At 52.3% G+C, this 17,368-nt stretch carries 12 protein-coding genes; 5 read left to right on the forward strand and 7 right to left on the reverse strand.

What is annotated here, in order from left to right:
• Positions 1-11: 11 nt before the first annotated feature.
• Together dusB and ACEW81_RS06485 are read left to right on the forward strand one after the other, a co-directional pair.
• Entirely contained in the window at positions 12-1,061 is a 1,050-nt protein-coding gene (gene dusB / locus ACEW81_RS06480) for a tRNA dihydrouridine synthase DusB (RefSeq protein ID WP_373532154.1), read from the forward strand.
• A gap of 125 nt (positions 1,062-1,186) precedes the next feature.
• Positions 1,187-5,002, forward strand: a complete 3,816-nt coding sequence (locus tag ACEW81_RS06485; RefSeq protein ID WP_373532155.1) for a transglutaminase domain-containing protein — start codon at positions 1,187-1,189, stop codon at positions 5,000-5,002.
• Between the two features lie 9 nt (positions 5,003-5,011).
• On the opposite strand, the gene ACEW81_RS06490 is transcribed toward ACEW81_RS06485, so the two are convergent.
• Positions 5,012-5,767: a YkgJ family cysteine cluster protein gene (locus tag ACEW81_RS06490; RefSeq protein WP_373532156.1), complete on the reverse strand. Its 756-nt coding sequence runs from the start codon at positions 5,765-5,767 to the stop codon at positions 5,012-5,014.
• A 142-nt stretch (positions 5,768-5,909) separates the two neighbouring features.
• Here ACEW81_RS06490 and lpxK point away from each other — a divergent pair, with 142 nt between their 5' ends.
• The 3 genes from lpxK to ACEW81_RS06505 are packed head-to-tail and all read left to right on the forward strand — an operon-like array spanning position 5,910 to position 10,522.
• Complete coding sequence (lpxK, locus tag ACEW81_RS06495; RefSeq protein ID WP_373532157.1) at positions 5,910-7,058, forward strand: tetraacyldisaccharide 4'-kinase; 1,149 nt, start codon at positions 5,910-5,912, stop codon at positions 7,056-7,058.
• Positions 7,036-8,106, forward strand: a complete 1,071-nt coding sequence (gene waaF / locus ACEW81_RS06500; RefSeq protein WP_373532158.1) for a lipopolysaccharide heptosyltransferase II — start codon at positions 7,036-7,038, stop codon at positions 8,104-8,106. The genes lpxK and waaF overlap by 23 nt, the downstream gene beginning before the upstream one ends.
• Positions 8,090-10,522: an endonuclease MutS2 gene (locus ACEW81_RS06505; RefSeq protein ID WP_373532159.1), complete on the forward strand. Its 2,433-nt coding sequence runs from the start codon at positions 8,090-8,092 to the stop codon at positions 10,520-10,522. Before waaF ends, ACEW81_RS06505 begins: the two co-directional genes overlap by 17 nt.
• 86 nt (positions 10,523-10,608) lie before the next feature.
• Here ACEW81_RS06505 and folK read toward each other — a convergent pair whose 3' ends face one another.
• The 6 genes from folK to glgP form a co-directional block, all read right to left on the reverse strand.
• Positions 10,609-11,145 (reverse strand): 2-amino-4-hydroxy-6-hydroxymethyldihydropteridine diphosphokinase, encoded by a 537-nt coding sequence (gene folK / locus ACEW81_RS06510; protein WP_373532160.1) that lies wholly within the window; start codon positions 11,143-11,145, stop codon positions 10,609-10,611.
• Between the two features lie 43 nt (positions 11,146-11,188).
• The gene (miaB, locus tag ACEW81_RS06515; protein WP_373532161.1) at positions 11,189-12,571 is read right to left on the reverse strand and encodes a tRNA (N6-isopentenyl adenosine(37)-C2)-methylthiotransferase MiaB; all 1,383 of its coding nucleotides are present in this window, start codon (positions 12,569-12,571) and stop codon (positions 11,189-11,191) included.
• Positions 12,572-12,732: 161 nt separating this feature from the next.
• Positions 12,733-13,578 carry a flavodoxin domain-containing protein gene (locus ACEW81_RS06520; RefSeq protein ID WP_373532162.1) on the reverse strand — a complete coding sequence of 282 codons (846 nt, stop codon included), beginning with the start codon at positions 13,576-13,578 and terminating at the stop codon, positions 12,733-12,735.
• A gap of 264 nt (positions 13,579-13,842) precedes the next feature.
• Complete coding sequence (locus tag ACEW81_RS06525) at positions 13,843-14,718, reverse strand: cell division protein FtsX (protein WP_373532163.1); 876 nt, start codon at positions 14,716-14,718, stop codon at positions 13,843-13,845.
• Between the two features lie 18 nt (positions 14,719-14,736).
• Positions 14,737-15,411 (reverse strand): cell division ATP-binding protein FtsE, encoded by a 675-nt coding sequence (gene ftsE / locus ACEW81_RS06530; protein ID WP_373532164.1) that lies wholly within the window; start codon positions 15,409-15,411, stop codon positions 14,737-14,739.
• A gap of 74 nt (positions 15,412-15,485) precedes the next feature.
• Complete coding sequence (glgP, locus tag ACEW81_RS06535) at positions 15,486-17,102, reverse strand: alpha-glucan family phosphorylase (RefSeq protein WP_373532165.1); 1,617 nt, start codon at positions 17,100-17,102, stop codon at positions 15,486-15,488.
• Between the last annotated feature and the right edge of the window lie 266 nt (positions 17,103-17,368).

A 17,368-nucleotide genomic window follows, 5' to 3' on the forward strand; every position in this document is an offset into this window, starting at 1 on the left:
CCCCTTTCCCCATGATTGCAAATTCTCCAAACTCTGTTTTTTCCACGCCCCTGCAAATTGGGTCTGTTTCCGTGAACAGCCGGGTTATTTTGGCCCCCATGGCCGGTGTGACCGATGTGGTATTTCGGGGTCTGGTACGCCGTTGGGCGCCAGACTCGCTGATTTGCACCGAGATGATCAGCTCTAACGGGCTGGTGTACTCCAAGCGCTTTGACGCCCCCATTCTGGATAAAACGATTGTCGATCAACCCATTGCCTACCAATTGGCGGCCCATCGGGAAGAAGTGCTGCTAGAAGCGGCCCGTGCCATTATTCGAGACAAACAGCCCGATACGCTAGACATTAATATGGGCTGTCCGGTTAAAAAAATTACCGGCAACTTTGAAGGCTGCGCCCTGATGAAAGAGCCGGACCTGGCCTACAAGCTCATTTCCTCGCTGGTTAAAGCGCTGGAGCAAGATGGCACCCCCACCCCGGTTACCGTGAAGTTCCGTCTGGGCTGGGACAGTGAAACCATGAACTATCTGGAATTTGGCAAAATGTGTCAGGACGCCGGGGCCAGCATGGTCACTTTGCATGCCCGAACCCGCGCTCAGGGCTATAAACCGGGCTGCAAGTGGGAAGCCTTTGGCGAGCTGAAGGAAGCCCTCAGCATTCCTGTGATTGCCAATGGCGATATTGTGTCCATGGAAGACGCTTTGCATGTGATGAACACCTACGGGGTGGATGGGGTAATGATTGGCCGGGGCACTCAAGGCCAACCCTGGCTGATTGGCGGGATTGATGAAGCCCTGAAAACCGGCAAGCCGGTCGAAGCCCCCAATATCAAACTTCGATTGGAAAGCGCTTATGAGCATGCCCGCCTGCTGGTGGATTATCGGGGTGAAGTGACCGGTGTAAAAGAAATGCGCCGCCACCTGACCGATTACGTGAAGGGTTTCCCCGGTGCCAGCGGCTACCGTAGCCGCCTCACCAGTGTCAGCACCCTGCAAGAAGTCCACGCCATTCTGGATGAAATCGCCGCCTACGCCGCCTCTCTGGAGTTGGCCGTGGCGGTTTAAAAGCGAGCGCTCACAAACCATGCAGGCTCCTCCATCCTTCCGATGGCGGGAGGGGGGAAATTCTGTAAGCTGAAGGTATTTCCGGGAACTGGATAACCCACAGCAATCGGGATTCGTGAGTGCGCATGCAATATGGCCCTTTTCAAACCAGCGTTAGCCTAACGCTTAGCCTGTGGTTGGGTGTAGCCCTTCCGGGGGCAGTTTGGGCAGAAACCGACTGGTACACCCTGAAGGCCAATGGGCAAGTGATTGGCAAGGTGGGCATTCACAGCTACCCGGCGGTGGGCGATCAGGCTGGCACGGTCACCGAGGTCAGTCACGTCAATCACTTCACCCGGCAAGGCAGCCCGTTTGAGGTAAACTCCCTCAGCCGGTTTGTGGAAAGCCCCCAAGCCCACAAGGCGCTGCGCTTTAGTTATCGCTACGATTTGGGCGAACAACCCCTGATAGAGGCCCACGGCCAACTGAACAACAACGCCCTTGATATGCGCCTGCTGCGGGAAAACACCGAAACCACCGGGCAGGCCCCGGCCGGAGCGGACTTTTTGTTTCCCGGCGGAGAAGGCATCAAGCAGATTTACCGCCAGCACTACGGGGATAAACCGGGCGCTGCCTTCTCCTATCAAACCTTGCATCTGGGGGTTCAGCCCCAAGTGGTCAACACCGCCGTTAAAACCCTGCACCGGGAAAAACTGGCCTTGGCCACGGGAGAATCCAAGCCCGTCCGCAAGTTTGAGCTAAGTACGGCAGCGGATAACCCTCAAAAAATTTACGAGTGGCGAGACGCCCAAGGCAAGCTCTACAAGTCTCAAACCGTGGGGCTGGGCGGCATGGAAATGGTGTATGCCTCTCAGCGGCAAGTGCGCGAAATTGATCGTCAAACCATCGATTTGGTAAACGCCTCGGCGGTGATGAGCGCCACCATTCCCCAAGCCCGAATGACCCATGAGGCGTTGTATAAACTGTCGCCGCTGGCTGGGCAATCCATTCATTTGCAGGCTGAATTTCCGGAAAGCTTGATGCAAAAACAGGTTCCCGGCGTGAAAGGCGATGGCGCTAACACCCTGCATTTACAAGTGCGTAGCCAGCAACCGGCAGATGCCTTGGCCCCTTTTCCCATTCAGTTTGATCCCACTTTTTTAAAAGCCACGCCCTATTTACAGGTGAACGATCCCCAACTGGATCAAACCGCACTTACCATAACCGGCCAGGAAAAACGGGCCTATTACGCCGCCCAGCAGTTACGAGAATGGGTCTATCGCAATATTGCCTACAAGGATTTAACCCTGGGGTTTGCCTCCGCTCAGGAAACCCTGCAACGCCAACAAGGCGATTGCACCGAGCATGCCGTATTACTAGCGGCCCTGCTGCGGGCGGTGGGAATTCCGTCTCGAGTGGCCATTGGGCTGATTTATCTGCAGGAGCCGGGATCTGAGCTTGGGAAATTTGTGTTTCACATGTGGACGGAAGCCTATATTGGCAACCCGAATCAAGGAGACTGGGTGCCGCTGGATGCCACCAACCCGGAACCCTTAACCGATGCCACCCATATTAAACTGGCCGATAGCCCCCTTTCCGCACCCGGCGATTTAATTCATCTGACTGAGCGGGTGACCAACATCATGGGAAAAGTGCGGCTGGATGTGGTGAAAGCCCTATCGCCCACCCAAAGCGTATTAAGCATTCCCCAAAACAGCGGCGCCACCGCCCTGCACATTGCCAAACTGGACATTGAGCGCATGGATATACAGGCGCTTTCCAAACAGGCCATCCAGCATTTTCGGGTTGATTTGCCTCCCGCCGCCTTATCGCCGGATAGCGCTGAAGGCCTTTTTACCAGCGGCATGGAAGCCCAGAGCAAAGGGCTGTCAACACAAGCCAGACAGGCCTTCACCCAATCGCTTAGCAAAGTGCGGCATCCGGTTGCCTTGTATCAAATGGGGGAGCGCTTACTGGCTGTAGGACAATACCACTTGGCCAAACAGGCATTTACCCAAGCCCAAATACAGGATGAAACGCTGGCCCCCCTGGTGGCCAACTGGATGCGGGCGGGACTGCCAGAAACGGAACTGCCCCCCGCTTTGGCAGAGCGCTTTGAGCAGGCCATCGCCCAGCACTATCAAGGGGCTAGCGCCTCGGCTTGCCAGCAATTTCAGGCACTCACCCAGCAAAACATAGGAGCCTTCTTTCCGGCCTACCGGGGATTGGGAGAAAGCTGCTCGGGTTCGCCAGCCGTTCAGGCTTTCAAAACCGCTTTAAGCATCAACCCCAATGACTTTCAAAGCGCCGAAAGCCTGGGCGATTTTTTAATGGAAAATCCAAACCCAAAAAATCAAGGCGCTTATTATGAAGAAGCAGCGCAAGCTTATCAACGGGCCATCAAAAGCTTAAGCGGCCAACCGTTTGCCCGATCCAAGCCCTGGGTTTCCCATCTGGAAGGCAAACTGCACATGGCCACCGGCGCCGCCCGTATCAGCCGAAACCCCAAAGATCCCCAAGGCTGGCTGCATATTGGCAAAGGGCTGGCCCTTCAGCACCGCACCCAAGAGGCCCAGCAAGCCCTGGAAAACGCCCTCGCCCTTCAACCGGGCGAGCCGGAAGCCTTGATGTATCGCTATCAAACGGCGCTGGCGCAATTTGACTGGGCATATTTGAAAGCCCACCAAAATCAATTAACCACGCTGAGCAACCACCATCATTTGGCGGCCCACCTGCTGGCCCAGTATCAAATGCGGATACGTGCCTATGAACCGGCACTGGCCATGGCCCAAAAGGCCGTTGCCCTGAATCCGGCGAATGGCGATGGCTATGAAACGCTTTTTGAAATTTACCAACGCATGGCCGATCAGGCGCTGTGGCAAAAACCGCCTACAGGGCCTCAAAATGCCAATATTTTTCAACAAAAAGCTGAAAACGCCTTGAAAACAGGGATTCGTCAATCCACCGATTTTTCTGAAAACGAGACGCTCACCCTCACCCTGGGCCACGATTTGCTGGGGAAAAACCGGGCGGAGGAGGCCCTGAGCTATACCAATCAAGTGCTCAGCGAAAACCCGTTGAATGGCCCCGCCCACTGGCTAAGGGGAAAAGCCTTGTTTTACACAGGTCAATACCAGCCCGCCCAAGCCGCTTTGAAAACAGCCCTGATTTTACTGCCCAACGATCCAGACACGCTGACCACCTTGGGCCAATTGGCGGAAGAGCAGGGTCGAGAGGCTGAAGCCATGGACTATTACCAGCAAGCCTACAAAGCGGATGCCTCCAGTCACGCAGCCTCTCAAGCCCTACGCCGGTTGATGGAACAACGGCAAGTGGCTGGGAAAAAACCGCCCGCCACCCTGCAACTATCCCCGGATGCACACGATTATCTGGTGCAATTTGTGGCGCTAAACGCGCAAATTGAAAACAGCAACCGGGCCATCAACAACACCCGGCTGAACTTACACGCCAAAGGCAACCAATTTACCATCAGCCGCCTGGAAGCGCTGAAACAGTGCATTCACTTCATGCAAACCGCCGACCGGCAGCAGCGCCAGTTTTATCGTGAACTGGAAAATTTACCAACGCCCCCTCCATTTTCGACGCTGCGGTTTAATTACTTGCAAACCCTGCGCCAGTTGCTCGCTTTGCGCCATGAATCCTTGATTCAACAGGGCGTATTTTCAGAAACGCAGTATTCAAAAATCATGCAGGCCGCTCAACAAACCGATCTAAAAATTCTGGAAACCCAAAATCAATTGGGAGGCCTTTTGCAACAAGCGCTGGGCCAATTGCCCTTGCCACAGGCCAATGGCATTGCCTTGCAAGCGGGCTGGAACCCTCAGGCCCTCACGTTGGAATTAACCAAAGCCACCCAACGCCTCTCCGACTCTGCAACCCAAAGCGCCACGCAGCCCGCACCAGAGCCTTCCCAAAAACCCACCACCAAACAACCGCATTAACCGGGGGACTTAAACGGGAGAATGGAGCGCCCGCTTTAACTGCTGGCACCAATCCGTACACAGGGCCAGCAAAGCATGGGCCAGCAGGGTATCGGCATGCGTTTCATTTTTCCACGGTTTCCAGGCGCATTTTTCATACACAAACGATAAAGGCGTTTCAGGATAACTTTGGCACAGAGCGGGTCGTTTATCCGTGCCATAAACCGTACAGCGATTGTCTTCTCCCACATAAGGGCAATGGTAAAAAAAGATCGATTCCTCGCCTGAGGCCTCTTCCCCGGCCTCAGCCAAAGCGGCGGCCACAATCTCAGGAGCTTTTTCCCGTGCTTTTTGCCGAGAGGCGTATGGCAAAAACACAGAAGTAAACTGCCGAGCAAATTCATCCCCCGCCTCCGCCCGCGAACGCAAGGTGGGGTAATCCGCATCGGTACTGGCCATGCGGCAACAGGCACCGCACATATGGCAACTGAACGTGTTTTTGTAGGTTTCTATCTGTTGCAGTTTATTTAAAATTTCCAGCCCGATTTCCTGCTCCAGCACCCGCAGCACTTCCTGCTGCCAAGCCCGAAAGCCACAGCCTTGATGTGTGGGTCGCAGGGCCTCATTGAAGGTGGAGACTACGCCATCCTTACCACCGGGACAACCGGCGCATGCATAGTGCGCCTTTAGGCTCAACAATTGGGATTCCAGCGAAAGGGCCGCCTGACGCAACATTTCCCGGTATTGTTGTTTTGTATTGGCTAATAAACGATAATGGGGTTGCATCCAACTATTGTAATGGTTACTACCGTTATTGAGCGCAACCGGAAGCCACCCATCTCAATAAAACAAGCGACTCAGCCACCCCACCAGGCTCTGGAGTATGGCCGGTCGGGTTAGTGCCATCAAAAAAAATAAGGCCGAATTGATGTCTTTCAAACTTTGGATGACTCGCCAGCACTATCAGCCAGGAAAAATACCCAGCCCCTGGCTGTGGCCGCTGCTGCCATTCAGCCTGTTTTATGAACTGGCGGTCAGAATCCGGCTAACCGCCTATCAGTATGGATTGCTGAAATCCTACCAAGCCCCGGTACCGGTGATTAGTATTGGCAATTTAACCACGGGTGGTACCGGCAAAACCCCCATAGTGATTGCCATTGCCAAGGGGCTGGTACAGTCGGGAAAAACCGTGGTCATTCTATCTCGGGGTTATGGGGCGGAAGAGAAAATCGCCTACTCCCGTGCGCTGGATCCTCGTTACGGAGATGAAGCCTACCTGATTCAGGAGCAGGTGCCGGAAGCCATTGTGATTGTGGGCAAAAACCGGGTACAGAACTTACGGCGGGCCTTGCATGATTACCGCCCGGACTATGTCATTCTGGATGATGGCTATCAGCATGTTCAACTGGAGCGGGATATGAATATTCTGCTGATTGATGGCCAACGCCTGCTGGGCAATGGGTTTCCCTTGCCGGTAGGCCCCATTCGAGAACCACTGCGGGAAATTGCCAGAGCCAACCTCATCTTTGTCACCAAAGCCGTAAGCCAAACCAGCATGGAAACGGTGGAAAACTGGGTGCGGCAATATGGCCCCATTCCGCCCAAGGCGCCCATTCAGATTATGCCCATCCCCTTTCAGCCGGTGGGGTTAAGGCCCATGGCCGATTTCAAATCGTTGCAAAGCCATAACACCAGCTTAACGAAATTTATCAACCGCCCCACCATTGCGTTTTCGGCGTTGGCCCAATCGGGTCAGTTTGAAAAAGATTTGCGGGCGCTGGGCTTAAAAGTGCTAAAGCACTTCCAGTTTGAGGATCACCATGTTTATACCTCTGCTAATGTGGATGATATTTTGGCTTATTTAGCCCAACAACAGCCACAAAATCCCATACTGGTGACCACCGATAAAGATTTAACCAAATTACGCCGTCTGTTGCCGGAATCCGTTCAGGATAGGGTCTATACCCTGCAAATGGTTCCTATGCTGGACGGGCGATGGTTTTACGATGAGTTTATTACCCAGATACACGGTCATATTTATTCAGGAGCGGGGCATGTCCAGTCATCCAATCGGTAAAGCACGGCAGAAAATTTTAGTGATCCGGTATCGGTTTATCGGGGATACCATACTGACCATTCCCTTTTTGCGAAACCTGCGGGCCGCTTACCCCGATGCCCAAATTGATATGCTGGTGGCTCCCAATTCCGGAGAAGTATTACGAGATTGCCCCTATATTAACGAACTCATCTGGTTTGACACCACCCGTAAGCATCGCTATGAAAATGGGGCAGGCTCCAAAAAATCATTCTGGCACTATGTATCGCTGTTGCGAGAGCGGCAATACGATACCGCCTTTGTGCTGAAACGATCTTTTTCTTCTGCGGCGCTGGCCTTTTTGGCGGGTATCCCGGAACGCATTGGCTTTAACACCGAAGGCCGGGGCCTGCTGCTCACCCAACGGGTGCCTTATCGCAAAAACGAGCATGAAATTGACAGCTTTTTGTCCTTACTGAAAGTGGTTAATATTCCGGTTACCGATCGCCATTTGGAAAGTTGGTGGGGAGAGCCGGAAACAGCTGTCGCCACAGACATTCTTCGTAAAATCAAGGAAGAAGACCCTTCCGCCAGACGGCATGTGGTGGTTCACCTCACCAGCTCCAACACCGCCAAGCAATGGCCGGATAAGCATGCCAAACTGATGGTGGAATGGCTCCTGTCTCGAAAAGATTGCCATGTACATTTTTTAGGGGCTGCCTCAGACGCCACCCATTACGAGCGTCTGAAAGAAGAAATTTTATCGGCCTACCGCAAGAGGGCCCATATTCACTGCGGTCAACTGTCGTTGTTAGAGAGCATGGCCCTGTTGAAACAAATGCACTTGGCGGTGGGCGTGGATTCTGGCACCTTGCATATGGCAGCAGCGGTGGGGGTGCCTGTGGTGGCCCTATTTGGCCCCATGAACGACCGGAAATGGGGGCCGGTGGATGCCCGCATTGTACAAGAACCCTTGGCCTGTCGCCCTTGTGGACTGGAAAAACCGTGCCGCCATGATTTTGCTTGTATGAAGAACTTGCGGCCCGAGGCTGTCATTGAGACAATCAGGGTCTATGCAGGATTCGCTTGATTTACTGGAATGGCCAGCGCTGTTTGATCAGCTTCTCCATGAGTGCTTGACGCCTTATGGCATTCAGGAATGGGAAGCTCAGCCATTTTTGCCCAATGCCGAGGCCATCACCGCCCATCAGCAAGATGTGGATGGCTTAAAAACCCTGCTGATCCGTTACGGGGATGTGATTAGCGATACCGGCCTGCCCGATATTGGCTCTCCCATTAAACGATTGGCCAAGGAAGGGTACCTGAACCTACAGGAAGTCCGGGCCATTATGCGGGTACTGGAGCTGGGCGGGCGCTTACTGCGTCATTTCTCTCGCAGTTTGCGAAGTGAAAGCCAACTGGAGTTCTTGTCCGCCCTGCTGGATGAGTCCGTGATCCCGGATGAAGTACTGGATTACCTATCCACCTTTGTGGAAAGCGACGGCAATATCAAGGATTCCGCCAGCCCGGAACTGTTCAGCCTACGCCAGAAGCTGCGCCATCAGAAGCAGGCCATGCAGCAAAAAATTCAGCACTTTTTACAAAACCCCGACTATGCCCAAGCCCTGCAAAGCGCCACCTTAACCGAGCGGGATGGCCGCTCCGTGTTCCCGGTGAAGGCGGAATACAAAAACAAGCTGCCCGGTGTCATTCACGGGGCCTCCTCCACCGGCTCCACCGTGTATGTGGAACCGCAGGTGCTGGTGACCATTAACAACGCCTTACAAGGCATTCAAGCCGATTTACAAAAAGAAATCGAGCGCATTCTCAAGCAGCTGTCTCTTTATTTACAAGGACACTGGGAAGCGCTGCAAACCCTGATTGACGCCTTGGGCAAGCTGGATCGCCGGTTGGCGGGCGCAAGGCTCAGTCGTTTGCTAAGTGGCAACCCGGTCACCCTGGTTCAGAGTGAACAGCTTATTGATCTTAAACAGGCTCGGCACCCTTTGTTGGTGCTGCAAACCCGCAAGCAATCGCTGATTAAAGTGGTGGCTAACGATATTCAGCTGGGTCTGGATGGCCTGCGCACTATGGTGGTGACCGGTCCCAAGACCGGCGGCAAAACCGTGTTACTGAAAACCGTGGGACTGTTCGCCTGTATGTTGCGTGCAGGCTTGCACTTGCCGGTGGCCGAACACTCTCGCATGTCTGAATTCACAGAGGTGTTGGTGGATATTGGGGATCAACAAAGCATAGCCCAAAGCCTCTCCACCTTTTCAGCGCATATCCATCGCCTAAAAGCATTTTTGGCTGATGAAACAAATTTAAGCCAAGGCCTGGTGCTGATTGATGAAATTGCCGCTGGCACCGATCCCGCCGAAGGGGCCGCCCTGGCCAAAGCGGTGCTGGATGAGCTTTACCGCAAGGGCGCTTTAACCATTGTAACCACCCACTTGGGCGAACTAAAACTGGATGCCCACCAGCATACCGGCTTTGTGAACGCCAGCGTGGAATTTGACGCCGAAACCCTGAGCCCCACCTATCGCTTGATGATTGGGGTTCCCGGCGCCAGTAACGCCATTACCATTGCCGAAAAACTGGGACTGAAGGACACCGTCATTCGCAGGGCCCGAGCGGGGCTAAGCGCGCCGGTGCGAGAATCATCGGAACTGTTGCAAGAACTGGAAACCCGCAACCGACAATTGGAAGATGAACTTCAACGAGCCCGCTCCTACCGGCTGGAAGCCCAGGAAACCTATGAAAAACTGGAGTACGAGCGACAAAAGCTGGAAGCCGATAAACGTCAGGCGCTCAAACAATTTCAAACCAGCCTGAAAGGGCGCATTCACGATCTGGAAAACCAGCTGAAAGAAATGCGAAAAGCCTTTTTACAGGGGCAGGTCAAATATCCCGAAAAAATGGCTGGCAAATTGCGAGACATGGGCAAAAAAGCGGATGAAGCCTTTGCCGATAGCCGGGAAAGCATTGGGGACGTGGTGCGCCTGAAAGTGGCGGACTTAAAAATGGGAGAAACCGTCACCAGCCGCCAGATGGAAGTAACCGGGGAAATCATCGCCATTGCCGCAGAAGCCAAGGAAGTGACCCTGCAAGTGGGCATTTTGCGGATGACGGTGCCAGTCTCCGATTTGGAACGCCCTTACAAATCCCGATTGCCCCAAAAACAGCAGCCCAAAGCCAAAAATCTAGAGCGTAAACGGCGGGTGGATGAAGGGGCCTCCGTACTGGATGAGCCGCTGGACCCCAGCTTAAGTTGCGATGTTCGAGGCCAGCGGGCCGATGATGCCATGTTGCAGGTGGAAAAGTTTCTGGATGAGGCCATTTTAGCCGGGTATCAAGCGGTGGCCATTGTACACGGGCTAGGCACCGGCGCTCTCAAAAAACAGATTCGCCAGTACTTGGCCAGTTCCGGCTATGTAAAACGGCATTACCCGGCACAGGCCACCCAGGGCGGGGATGGCAAAACCATTATTGAGCTTTCCGGTTAATAATTAGCCAGCCCGTCATCAGCAACGCCTGTCACCCGGGCGGAAATCAACTCCCGCTTCCCATGCCACTTCCCGGCTTTACCGATTTAAGACGGGGCACCCGTTAACTGAGGGGTGTTGCTGGATTCAGCCTGTTTCAAAGTGTCATACAGTTCCCGAATGCTCAACCCCAATACCGGGTGAATGAAGGCGGGCGCCACATCCACCATGGGAGTCAGCGCAAAAAATCGCTGGTGCAAGCGAGGGTGAGGCACTTCTAATCCGGGTTCGCTAATGATTTGATCGCCATAAAATAAAATATCAATATCCATGGTGCGGGATAAATAGCCGTTGACAGGCGTATTTTGATCTCTGGTGCGGCCCAGTTGCCGCTCTATAGACAGGCAAACCGATAGCAACTGAGAAGGGCTGAACTCGGTATCAATGCCCACCACCGCGTTCACAAACCACTGAGGATCTCGTTCTTCCTGAATGCCCACCGGCTCGGTTTCCAAAAACTGGGAAATTTGCCGCAGGCGAATGGCCCCATGGGCCTGCAGCAAGCCAATGGCCTGACGCACCTGAAGCACCCGTTCGCCCATATTACTCCCCAAAGCCACATAAGCACGCACTGTTTCGCTCACGCTCTCATCTCCTCAAGCAGCCATCTCTACAACTTTTGTCCCGCTAATTCACTTCCGCTGTAACGCAAACCATTTCACCCAGCAAAGAAAAGGGTAGCGCCTCATTGATTCGAACCTGAACCAAGGTGCCCACTAGCTCATCTTCGCTAAAAGGGGTATCAAAGTTCACCACTTTATTGCTGCGAGTGCGCCCGGTTAAACGGCTAGGATTGCGCTTGCTTTTGCCTTCCACCAGAATTTCAACCGATTGGCCCACATACGGCACGTTCATTTTGAGAGATTGAGCCCGAATGGCTGCAATTAAAATTTGCAGCCGCTCTTCTTTGACGGCTTCCGGGATTTCCTCACCCCGAGCTTCCCAAATGGCGGCAGGGGTTTGTTTACGAGGAGAATAAGCCGCCGTATTGGCGTTGTGAATACCCGACAAGGCCACTGATTCCACCGTGCGACGGAACTGCTCGTCCGTTTCACCCGGAAAACCAACTATGTAGTCGCCACTCACGGCCACATTGGGTACTTTGTCATAAATTTTTTGAACCAAATCGTAGTACTGCTGAGAGGTATATCCCCGTTTCATGCGGGCTAAAATTTCATCATCGCCCGCCTGCATGGGGATATGGATATACTCCATCACCTTGGGCAAATCGGCCACCGCCTGAATGATACGATCGGTCAGATCCAGCGGGTGCGAGGTCATAAACCGAATGCGCTCAATGCCTTCAATTTCACTCAGTTCATGCAACAATTCGGCCAACCCGTACTCACGCTCTGTAAAATCTTTCCCGTAGGAATCCACGGTTTGGCCCAGCAAGGTAATCTCTTTAAAGCCATTGGCAGCCAGTTGCAGCACTTCCCGAATAATAGATTCCGGCGAGCGGCTGATTTGACGACCTCGGGTGTAAGGCACAACGCAATAGGTGCAAAAATAATCGCAGCCTTCAATAATGGTAACCCAGGCGGAAATATCGCTGTCCCGCACCGGCGTAATATCGTTGATATAGTCATAGGTGCTGCGTGGCTTCTGACGATCCACAGCCAGCAGGTTACTCTCGCCATCAAAGGCCTTGCGCACCAGCTCGGGCAACTCGTGAATGTTTTGGGTGCCAAATACAATGTCGACATAAGGGGCGCGCTTGAAAATGCTCTCTTTATTCTGCTGAGAAACACAACCGGCCATGGCAATTTTAATGCGGGGATTTTTGGCCTTCAACTTGCCCCAACGCCCCAAATAGCTAAAGGCTTTGTCTTCCGCTGAACCTCGAATCTGGCAGGTGTTCACAATCAGTAAATCGGCCTGCAAGCGATCTTCCACCCGCTCAAACCCCTCGTTTTTTAGCAGGCCCAGCATCACTTCAGAATCATTGAAGTTCATCTGGCAGCCCAAGGTTTCCATATACACTTTGCGAGGGATATCAGTGGTGCTCATGACGGTTTTCAGTCAGCCTTTTCAGTATGCACTTTGTAGTACCACACTATCAGAAACAAGTTTCTCTCTCAAGCAAAAGGGGGTTCCAGAAGCCTGAAAAAAACCGCTTCCCTACAAAGCGGAAAGCGGTTTTTAAAGCCAGTGCGATGCGCCTAAAGCGCTTATCCCAGTGCTTGTTGCACACCCGAGAGCCACTTGTCAAAGTTGGCCTCGTAGTTCAAATCGCAGTCCACACGGGGGTAAATGCGCTGAGCGCCCATTTTTTCCAGAAATGCGTCAAAATCCTTGCCGCATTTGCAAAATTCGGGATAAGCCGTATCACCCAGCGATAACACGCTAAAGCCCGTTTTGCTCATGTCTACTTTTTGCTTTTGGCAAGCTTCCCACAAATCAATGGCGTTGGCCGGCGGCTCTCCATCGCCCCAGGTGCTGGTTAAAATCAACACTTTGTTGAAACCGGGCAATTGCTCCAGCTTTACGCTGCCCATGCTCACCGCGCGGGCCGTCTTGCCAGCGTCTTTCAACTTATTTTCGGTCATTTCAGCCAAGCCTTGGGCGGTTCCGGTTTCAGAACCCCACAAGACCAGAACATCAACATCGCCCGCCACAATAGCGGCCGGGGCAGCCTTAGGAGCCGGGGCCGCTTCAACAATCGTGGCCTCAGCATCAGCCGCTGGCGTGGTGGTTTCCGAAACCTCAGCCTGAGGCACTTTGGGAGCCAACAAGGCGGCTTCCCGCTCCCGCTTATCCCAAGGGGTTTCTTGAGGTTTTTTCACGCGAGGGGCAGTAATAATGGCCACCAGCAACAGCACCACCGCCAATACAGGTGGCAACCAAATGGCAAAGGCCGGAACCTGCTCGGCACTTAAACCAATAATGCCCATACTTAATAACAATCCAACCAGAATGGCAGGCCAGTACTGCAGATACCACAAGGTTGGGCTGGACGACTGTGCTGTCTCCAAATCGGATTTCGGATTGAGTTCCGGGGGGACGGGGTGGGTCATGAGCGTTATTCCTGCTACTTAAATCTACTAATACTGGTTGTTCATAAGGGCTACATTACGGACAAAGCCGACAAAGCCACCGATTGAGAGGTGAGATAGGCCTTATCAAATAGATGGACGGGCATTTTGAGTCCATTGACCCACCTTCGCAAAAGCTGCAAAAACAGTTCTCACCACAAAAAATCATATGTCATCATTGGGGTTTCAGCAAGTGAAAAGCGCAGGTTTGCATTGAAAAAAGAGCATTGCAAAGCGGGCATTTCATCAAATTCGCAGATATTTACGGGTAGAGGTGGCCGCCCCGCCACTGCCCACAATAATACCCATTAAAAACAACACCAGCATCACCACGCTAAAACTGTAATTACTGGTTGAAAACTGAAAATAATTAAACAGCTGGGCTATGTAGTGCTGCGCAGCACTCAGAGGAAGCAAGGCAATACAAGCCCCCACCAAGCCATAACAGGCTCCCTGCAAGAGGAAAGGCAAACGAATATACCAGTTTCCCACCCCCATCATCCGCATAATCTCAATTTCACGGCCTCTGGCCTCAATGAGCAAATGAATGGTATTACTGATAATAAAAAAGGTAAGCGTTCCTAAAAAGATACTAACCACCAACCCCACCACCGACGTAATGCGGGACACCCCTTGCAGCTTTTCCAGCACCGTTTTGGCAAATGTCACTTCTTCCACCCCGGCCAGCGTTTTCAGTTTTTCCACGGTGGGTTTAATCTGCTCCTGATCTTTCACCTGCACATGAAATGTATTGGGCAGCGGGTTTTGGATATCAGGGACCTGATAGCTTTTTTTCATATCGGCCCAGGCATCTTCCTTGGTTACCAGTTCCACGTTCTTCACCGTGGGCAACTGAATGATTTCCGCCTGTAGATCACGAATATTCCGACCATCCTTGGCATACACCGAAATTTTGAGGGCCGAACCAATATTTTCCACAAACAACTGGGTTTCCAGCACAAATACCGACAAAGTACCAAAAATACTGAGGATAGAGGCCATGGTTACCACAATAATCAAATTCATCCAGCCGGTGCGAGTAACTCCGCCCCAGGTTTCCTGCAAGATGCGGCCAGTAATACGGATTTCCGTGGCCATGTTGTCCATGAAATGAGAACTCATAGACGCTCCTTTAAATGGTTACTCGTAGACACCCTGATGCACATCACGGATCAATTCGCCATTTTGCATGGTGATGACACGTTTACGCATCTGGTTCACAATTTGGTGGTTGTGGGTGGAAATAAGAATGGTGGTGCCTCGCTGGTTAATCTGCTCCAGCAGGTTCATAATTTCCATGGAATTGGTGGGGTCCAGATTGCCAGTCGGCTCATCGGCAATTACCAACGAGGGACCGTTTACAATGGCCCTGGCAATACCAACCCGCTGCTGCTCACCGCCAGACAGCTCTTCCACAAAAGCGTCCACCTTGTCGATCAGGCCCACCACTTTTAAAGCGCCCAATACCCGTTTCCGGGTTTCGGTGGGGCCCACGCCCAAGGCCCTTAACACGTAGGCCACGTTGTCAAACACGGTTTGCCCTGGCAGGAGTTTAAAGTCCTGAAACACGATGCCCATGCGGCGGCGCAGCTTAGGCACCTGATCCGGCTTCAATTGGGAAATGTCCACACGGCCCACCAGTACCGTTCCCGAGGTAGCCACTTCTTCCCGGTAAATCAGCTTCATAATGCTGGATTTACCCGCGCCAGAAGCCCCTACGAAAAAGACAAACTCGCCCATTTCGATATCGAAGCTAACATTGTTAAGCGCGTAGGTATTCCCATAACGCTTGGTGGTGTTTATAAATTTAATCATGCTTAAACAGGCTTCCCAGCTCCAACAGCATCAGGAATCAGCTCTTATTATATCCTGTTTCCAAGGCGGACGGGTTAAATCTCAATGGATTTATACAGCCTGACGAAGTATTCAATGGCCATCCGATCAGAGTCAAAGTAGCTCTGGGAGGTTCGAATGGCATGAATCATCAGGTTAGCCCACCGTTGCTTATCATTGTAATAAGTGGGGATGATTTCATTTTCCAGAATACGCATCATGATGTCGTAATCTTGCTTGTGGCGATCTTCCACATTCAAATACTCAATGCCGTCACCGTCTTTTTCATGGATCAGGTAACCATTGATATTGTCGAAGGTGCCTTCCACGGCCCAGCCATCGTAAATGGAGAAGTGAATGGCCCCATTCATGTTGGCGGACATGCCCGAGGTGCCAGAAGCTTCCAGAGGTCGAACGGGAGTGTTTAACCACACATCCGAACCCCGTTTCAGCAAACCACTGAGTTCCAGCTCGTACCCCGGTCCGGTTAAAACCGCGATTTCGGGGATCTGGCGGGATAGCTCCAGCACTTCGTTGAAAATCTGGCGTCCGGTGGTATCTTTCGGATGAAATTTACCGGCGTAAATCAACTGGATTTTTTTCTGGTTAAACAGTTTTTTAATGCGTTCCAAATCCTGCAAAATCAGGGCAGGGCGCTTGTATTCGGTAAAGCGACGAGCCCAGACCACGGTCAGTACATCGGGATCGAACTGCTTGCCCACGGTTTGACGAATATAATCAAACAGCTCGACTTTCATTTCCCGCTTAACAGCCAGCAGTTTTTCAGGATCTTCCACATTCAGGAAGCGGGGATCTTGCCAGTATTGCAGATTGGTGGCGTTGGTAATGGCGATAATGGGGCAACGGTTATCAACCCAGTGCCACATATTGTTGGCCACTAGCCCGTGCAACTGGGAAACTCCATTGGCCAAGCGGCTCATGCGCAGGGCAGCCACGGTCAGGGAGAAATCTTCTCCGCCCAGGCGAATGGCTTCCTGTACCGGCATTTTGCCAAAAAAGCCAGCCTCAGACAGCAAATGCACATTATGGGTTTCATTTCCGGCGGCAACCGGGGTATGGGTGGTGAACACGGTACTGTTGCGTACCCGGTTCAGATCCCCATTAAAATCTTCCAGCAGTTCAAAAACAGCGGGCAAGGCATGGCCTTCGTTCAAGTGAATCAGGTCGCAATTTTCCTGAGCCGCTTTCAAAATCCGCAAGCCGCCAATGCCCAAAATAATTTCCTGAGCAATGCGAATGCGCTCGTCCCCGTCATACAGCTTGTCGGTCCAGCTTCTGTGTTCAGGGGTGTTTTCCGGGATATCGGTGGTTAAAAAGTAAATGGGTACGGTGCCAAAGGTTTTAGGTTCCAGCAACAAGCCTTTTACCTTGACTGGCTGGCCAAAAATTTCTACTTCAATGACCAGGCCAGTGTCTTTTAAAAATGGATATTCACGCTTGACGTAAACAATTTCGACATTGCCATCGGCACCAACTTGCTGATCGCCGTAGCCAACCGCCCAAAGGATACCAACGCCCACCATGGGGAGATTAAGATGACCTGCGGAACGCATATGGCTCCCCGAGAGGAAGCCCAAGCCTCCCGAATAGGTATGCAAAGACTGATCAATGGCAATTTCCATCGAAAAATAAGCGACTTTCGGTAAGGGCATCGGTGAATAACGCTCCAATTTGACTAATTAAATGTGAGAACTTGATAATAACGGCTTTTAAGCTCGTTAAAGGGGGGGGCCTGCCGGTCATTTCAAAAAGCTTTTCTTTTAAAAAGCTAAGGCTAAGCTTCTTGGAAATCTTATTATAGTAGGCTCAACTTTTCTTGGGGAATAATATGATCGAAAAACATGGTTATGGCAAGTATCAGTACTCGAACACCCCCCTCAAAAGTCAGGCGTTGATAATGAAATAGGCCTCTCACTGA

The organism is Vampirovibrio sp. (assembly GCF_041737375.1).
Classification (GTDB): domain Bacteria; phylum Cyanobacteriota; class Vampirovibrionia; order Vampirovibrionales; family Vampirovibrionaceae; genus Vampirovibrio.

What these genes read in the sequence shown, in the direction of transcription:
- dusB (WP_373532154.1), top strand. Translation starts at nt 12, where the DNA reads ATGATTGCAAATTCTCCAAACTCTGTTTTTTCCACGCCCCTGCAAATT.
- ACEW81_RS06485 (WP_373532155.1), top strand. Translation starts at nt 1,187, where the DNA reads ATGCAATATGGCCCTTTTCAAACCAGCGTTAGCCTAACGCTTAGCCTG.
- ACEW81_RS06490 (WP_373532156.1), bottom strand. Translation starts at nt 5,767, where the DNA reads ATGCAACCCCATTATCGTTTATTAGCCAATACAAAACAACAATACCGG.
- lpxK (WP_373532157.1), top strand. Translation starts at nt 5,910, where the DNA reads ATGTCTTTCAAACTTTGGATGACTCGCCAGCACTATCAGCCAGGAAAA.
- waaF (WP_373532158.1), top strand. Translation starts at nt 7,036, where the DNA reads ATGTCCAGTCATCCAATCGGTAAAGCACGGCAGAAAATTTTAGTGATC.
- ACEW81_RS06505 (WP_373532159.1), top strand. Translation starts at nt 8,090, where the DNA reads ATGCAGGATTCGCTTGATTTACTGGAATGGCCAGCGCTGTTTGATCAG.
- miaB (WP_373532161.1), bottom strand. Translation starts at nt 12,571, where the DNA reads ATGAGCACCACTGATATCCCTCGCAAAGTGTATATGGAAACCTTGGGC.
- ACEW81_RS06520 (WP_373532162.1), bottom strand. Translation starts at nt 13,578, where the DNA reads ATGACCCACCCCGTCCCCCCGGAACTCAATCCGAAATCCGATTTGGAG.
- ACEW81_RS06525 (WP_373532163.1), bottom strand. Translation starts at nt 14,718, where the DNA reads ATGAGTTCTCATTTCATGGACAACATGGCCACGGAAATCCGTATTACT.
- ftsE (WP_373532164.1), bottom strand. Translation starts at nt 15,411, where the DNA reads ATGATTAAATTTATAAACACCACCAAGCGTTATGGGAATACCTACGCG.
- glgP (WP_373532165.1), bottom strand. Translation starts at nt 17,102, where the DNA reads ATGCCCTTACCGAAAGTCGCTTATTTTTCGATGGAAATTGCCATTGAT.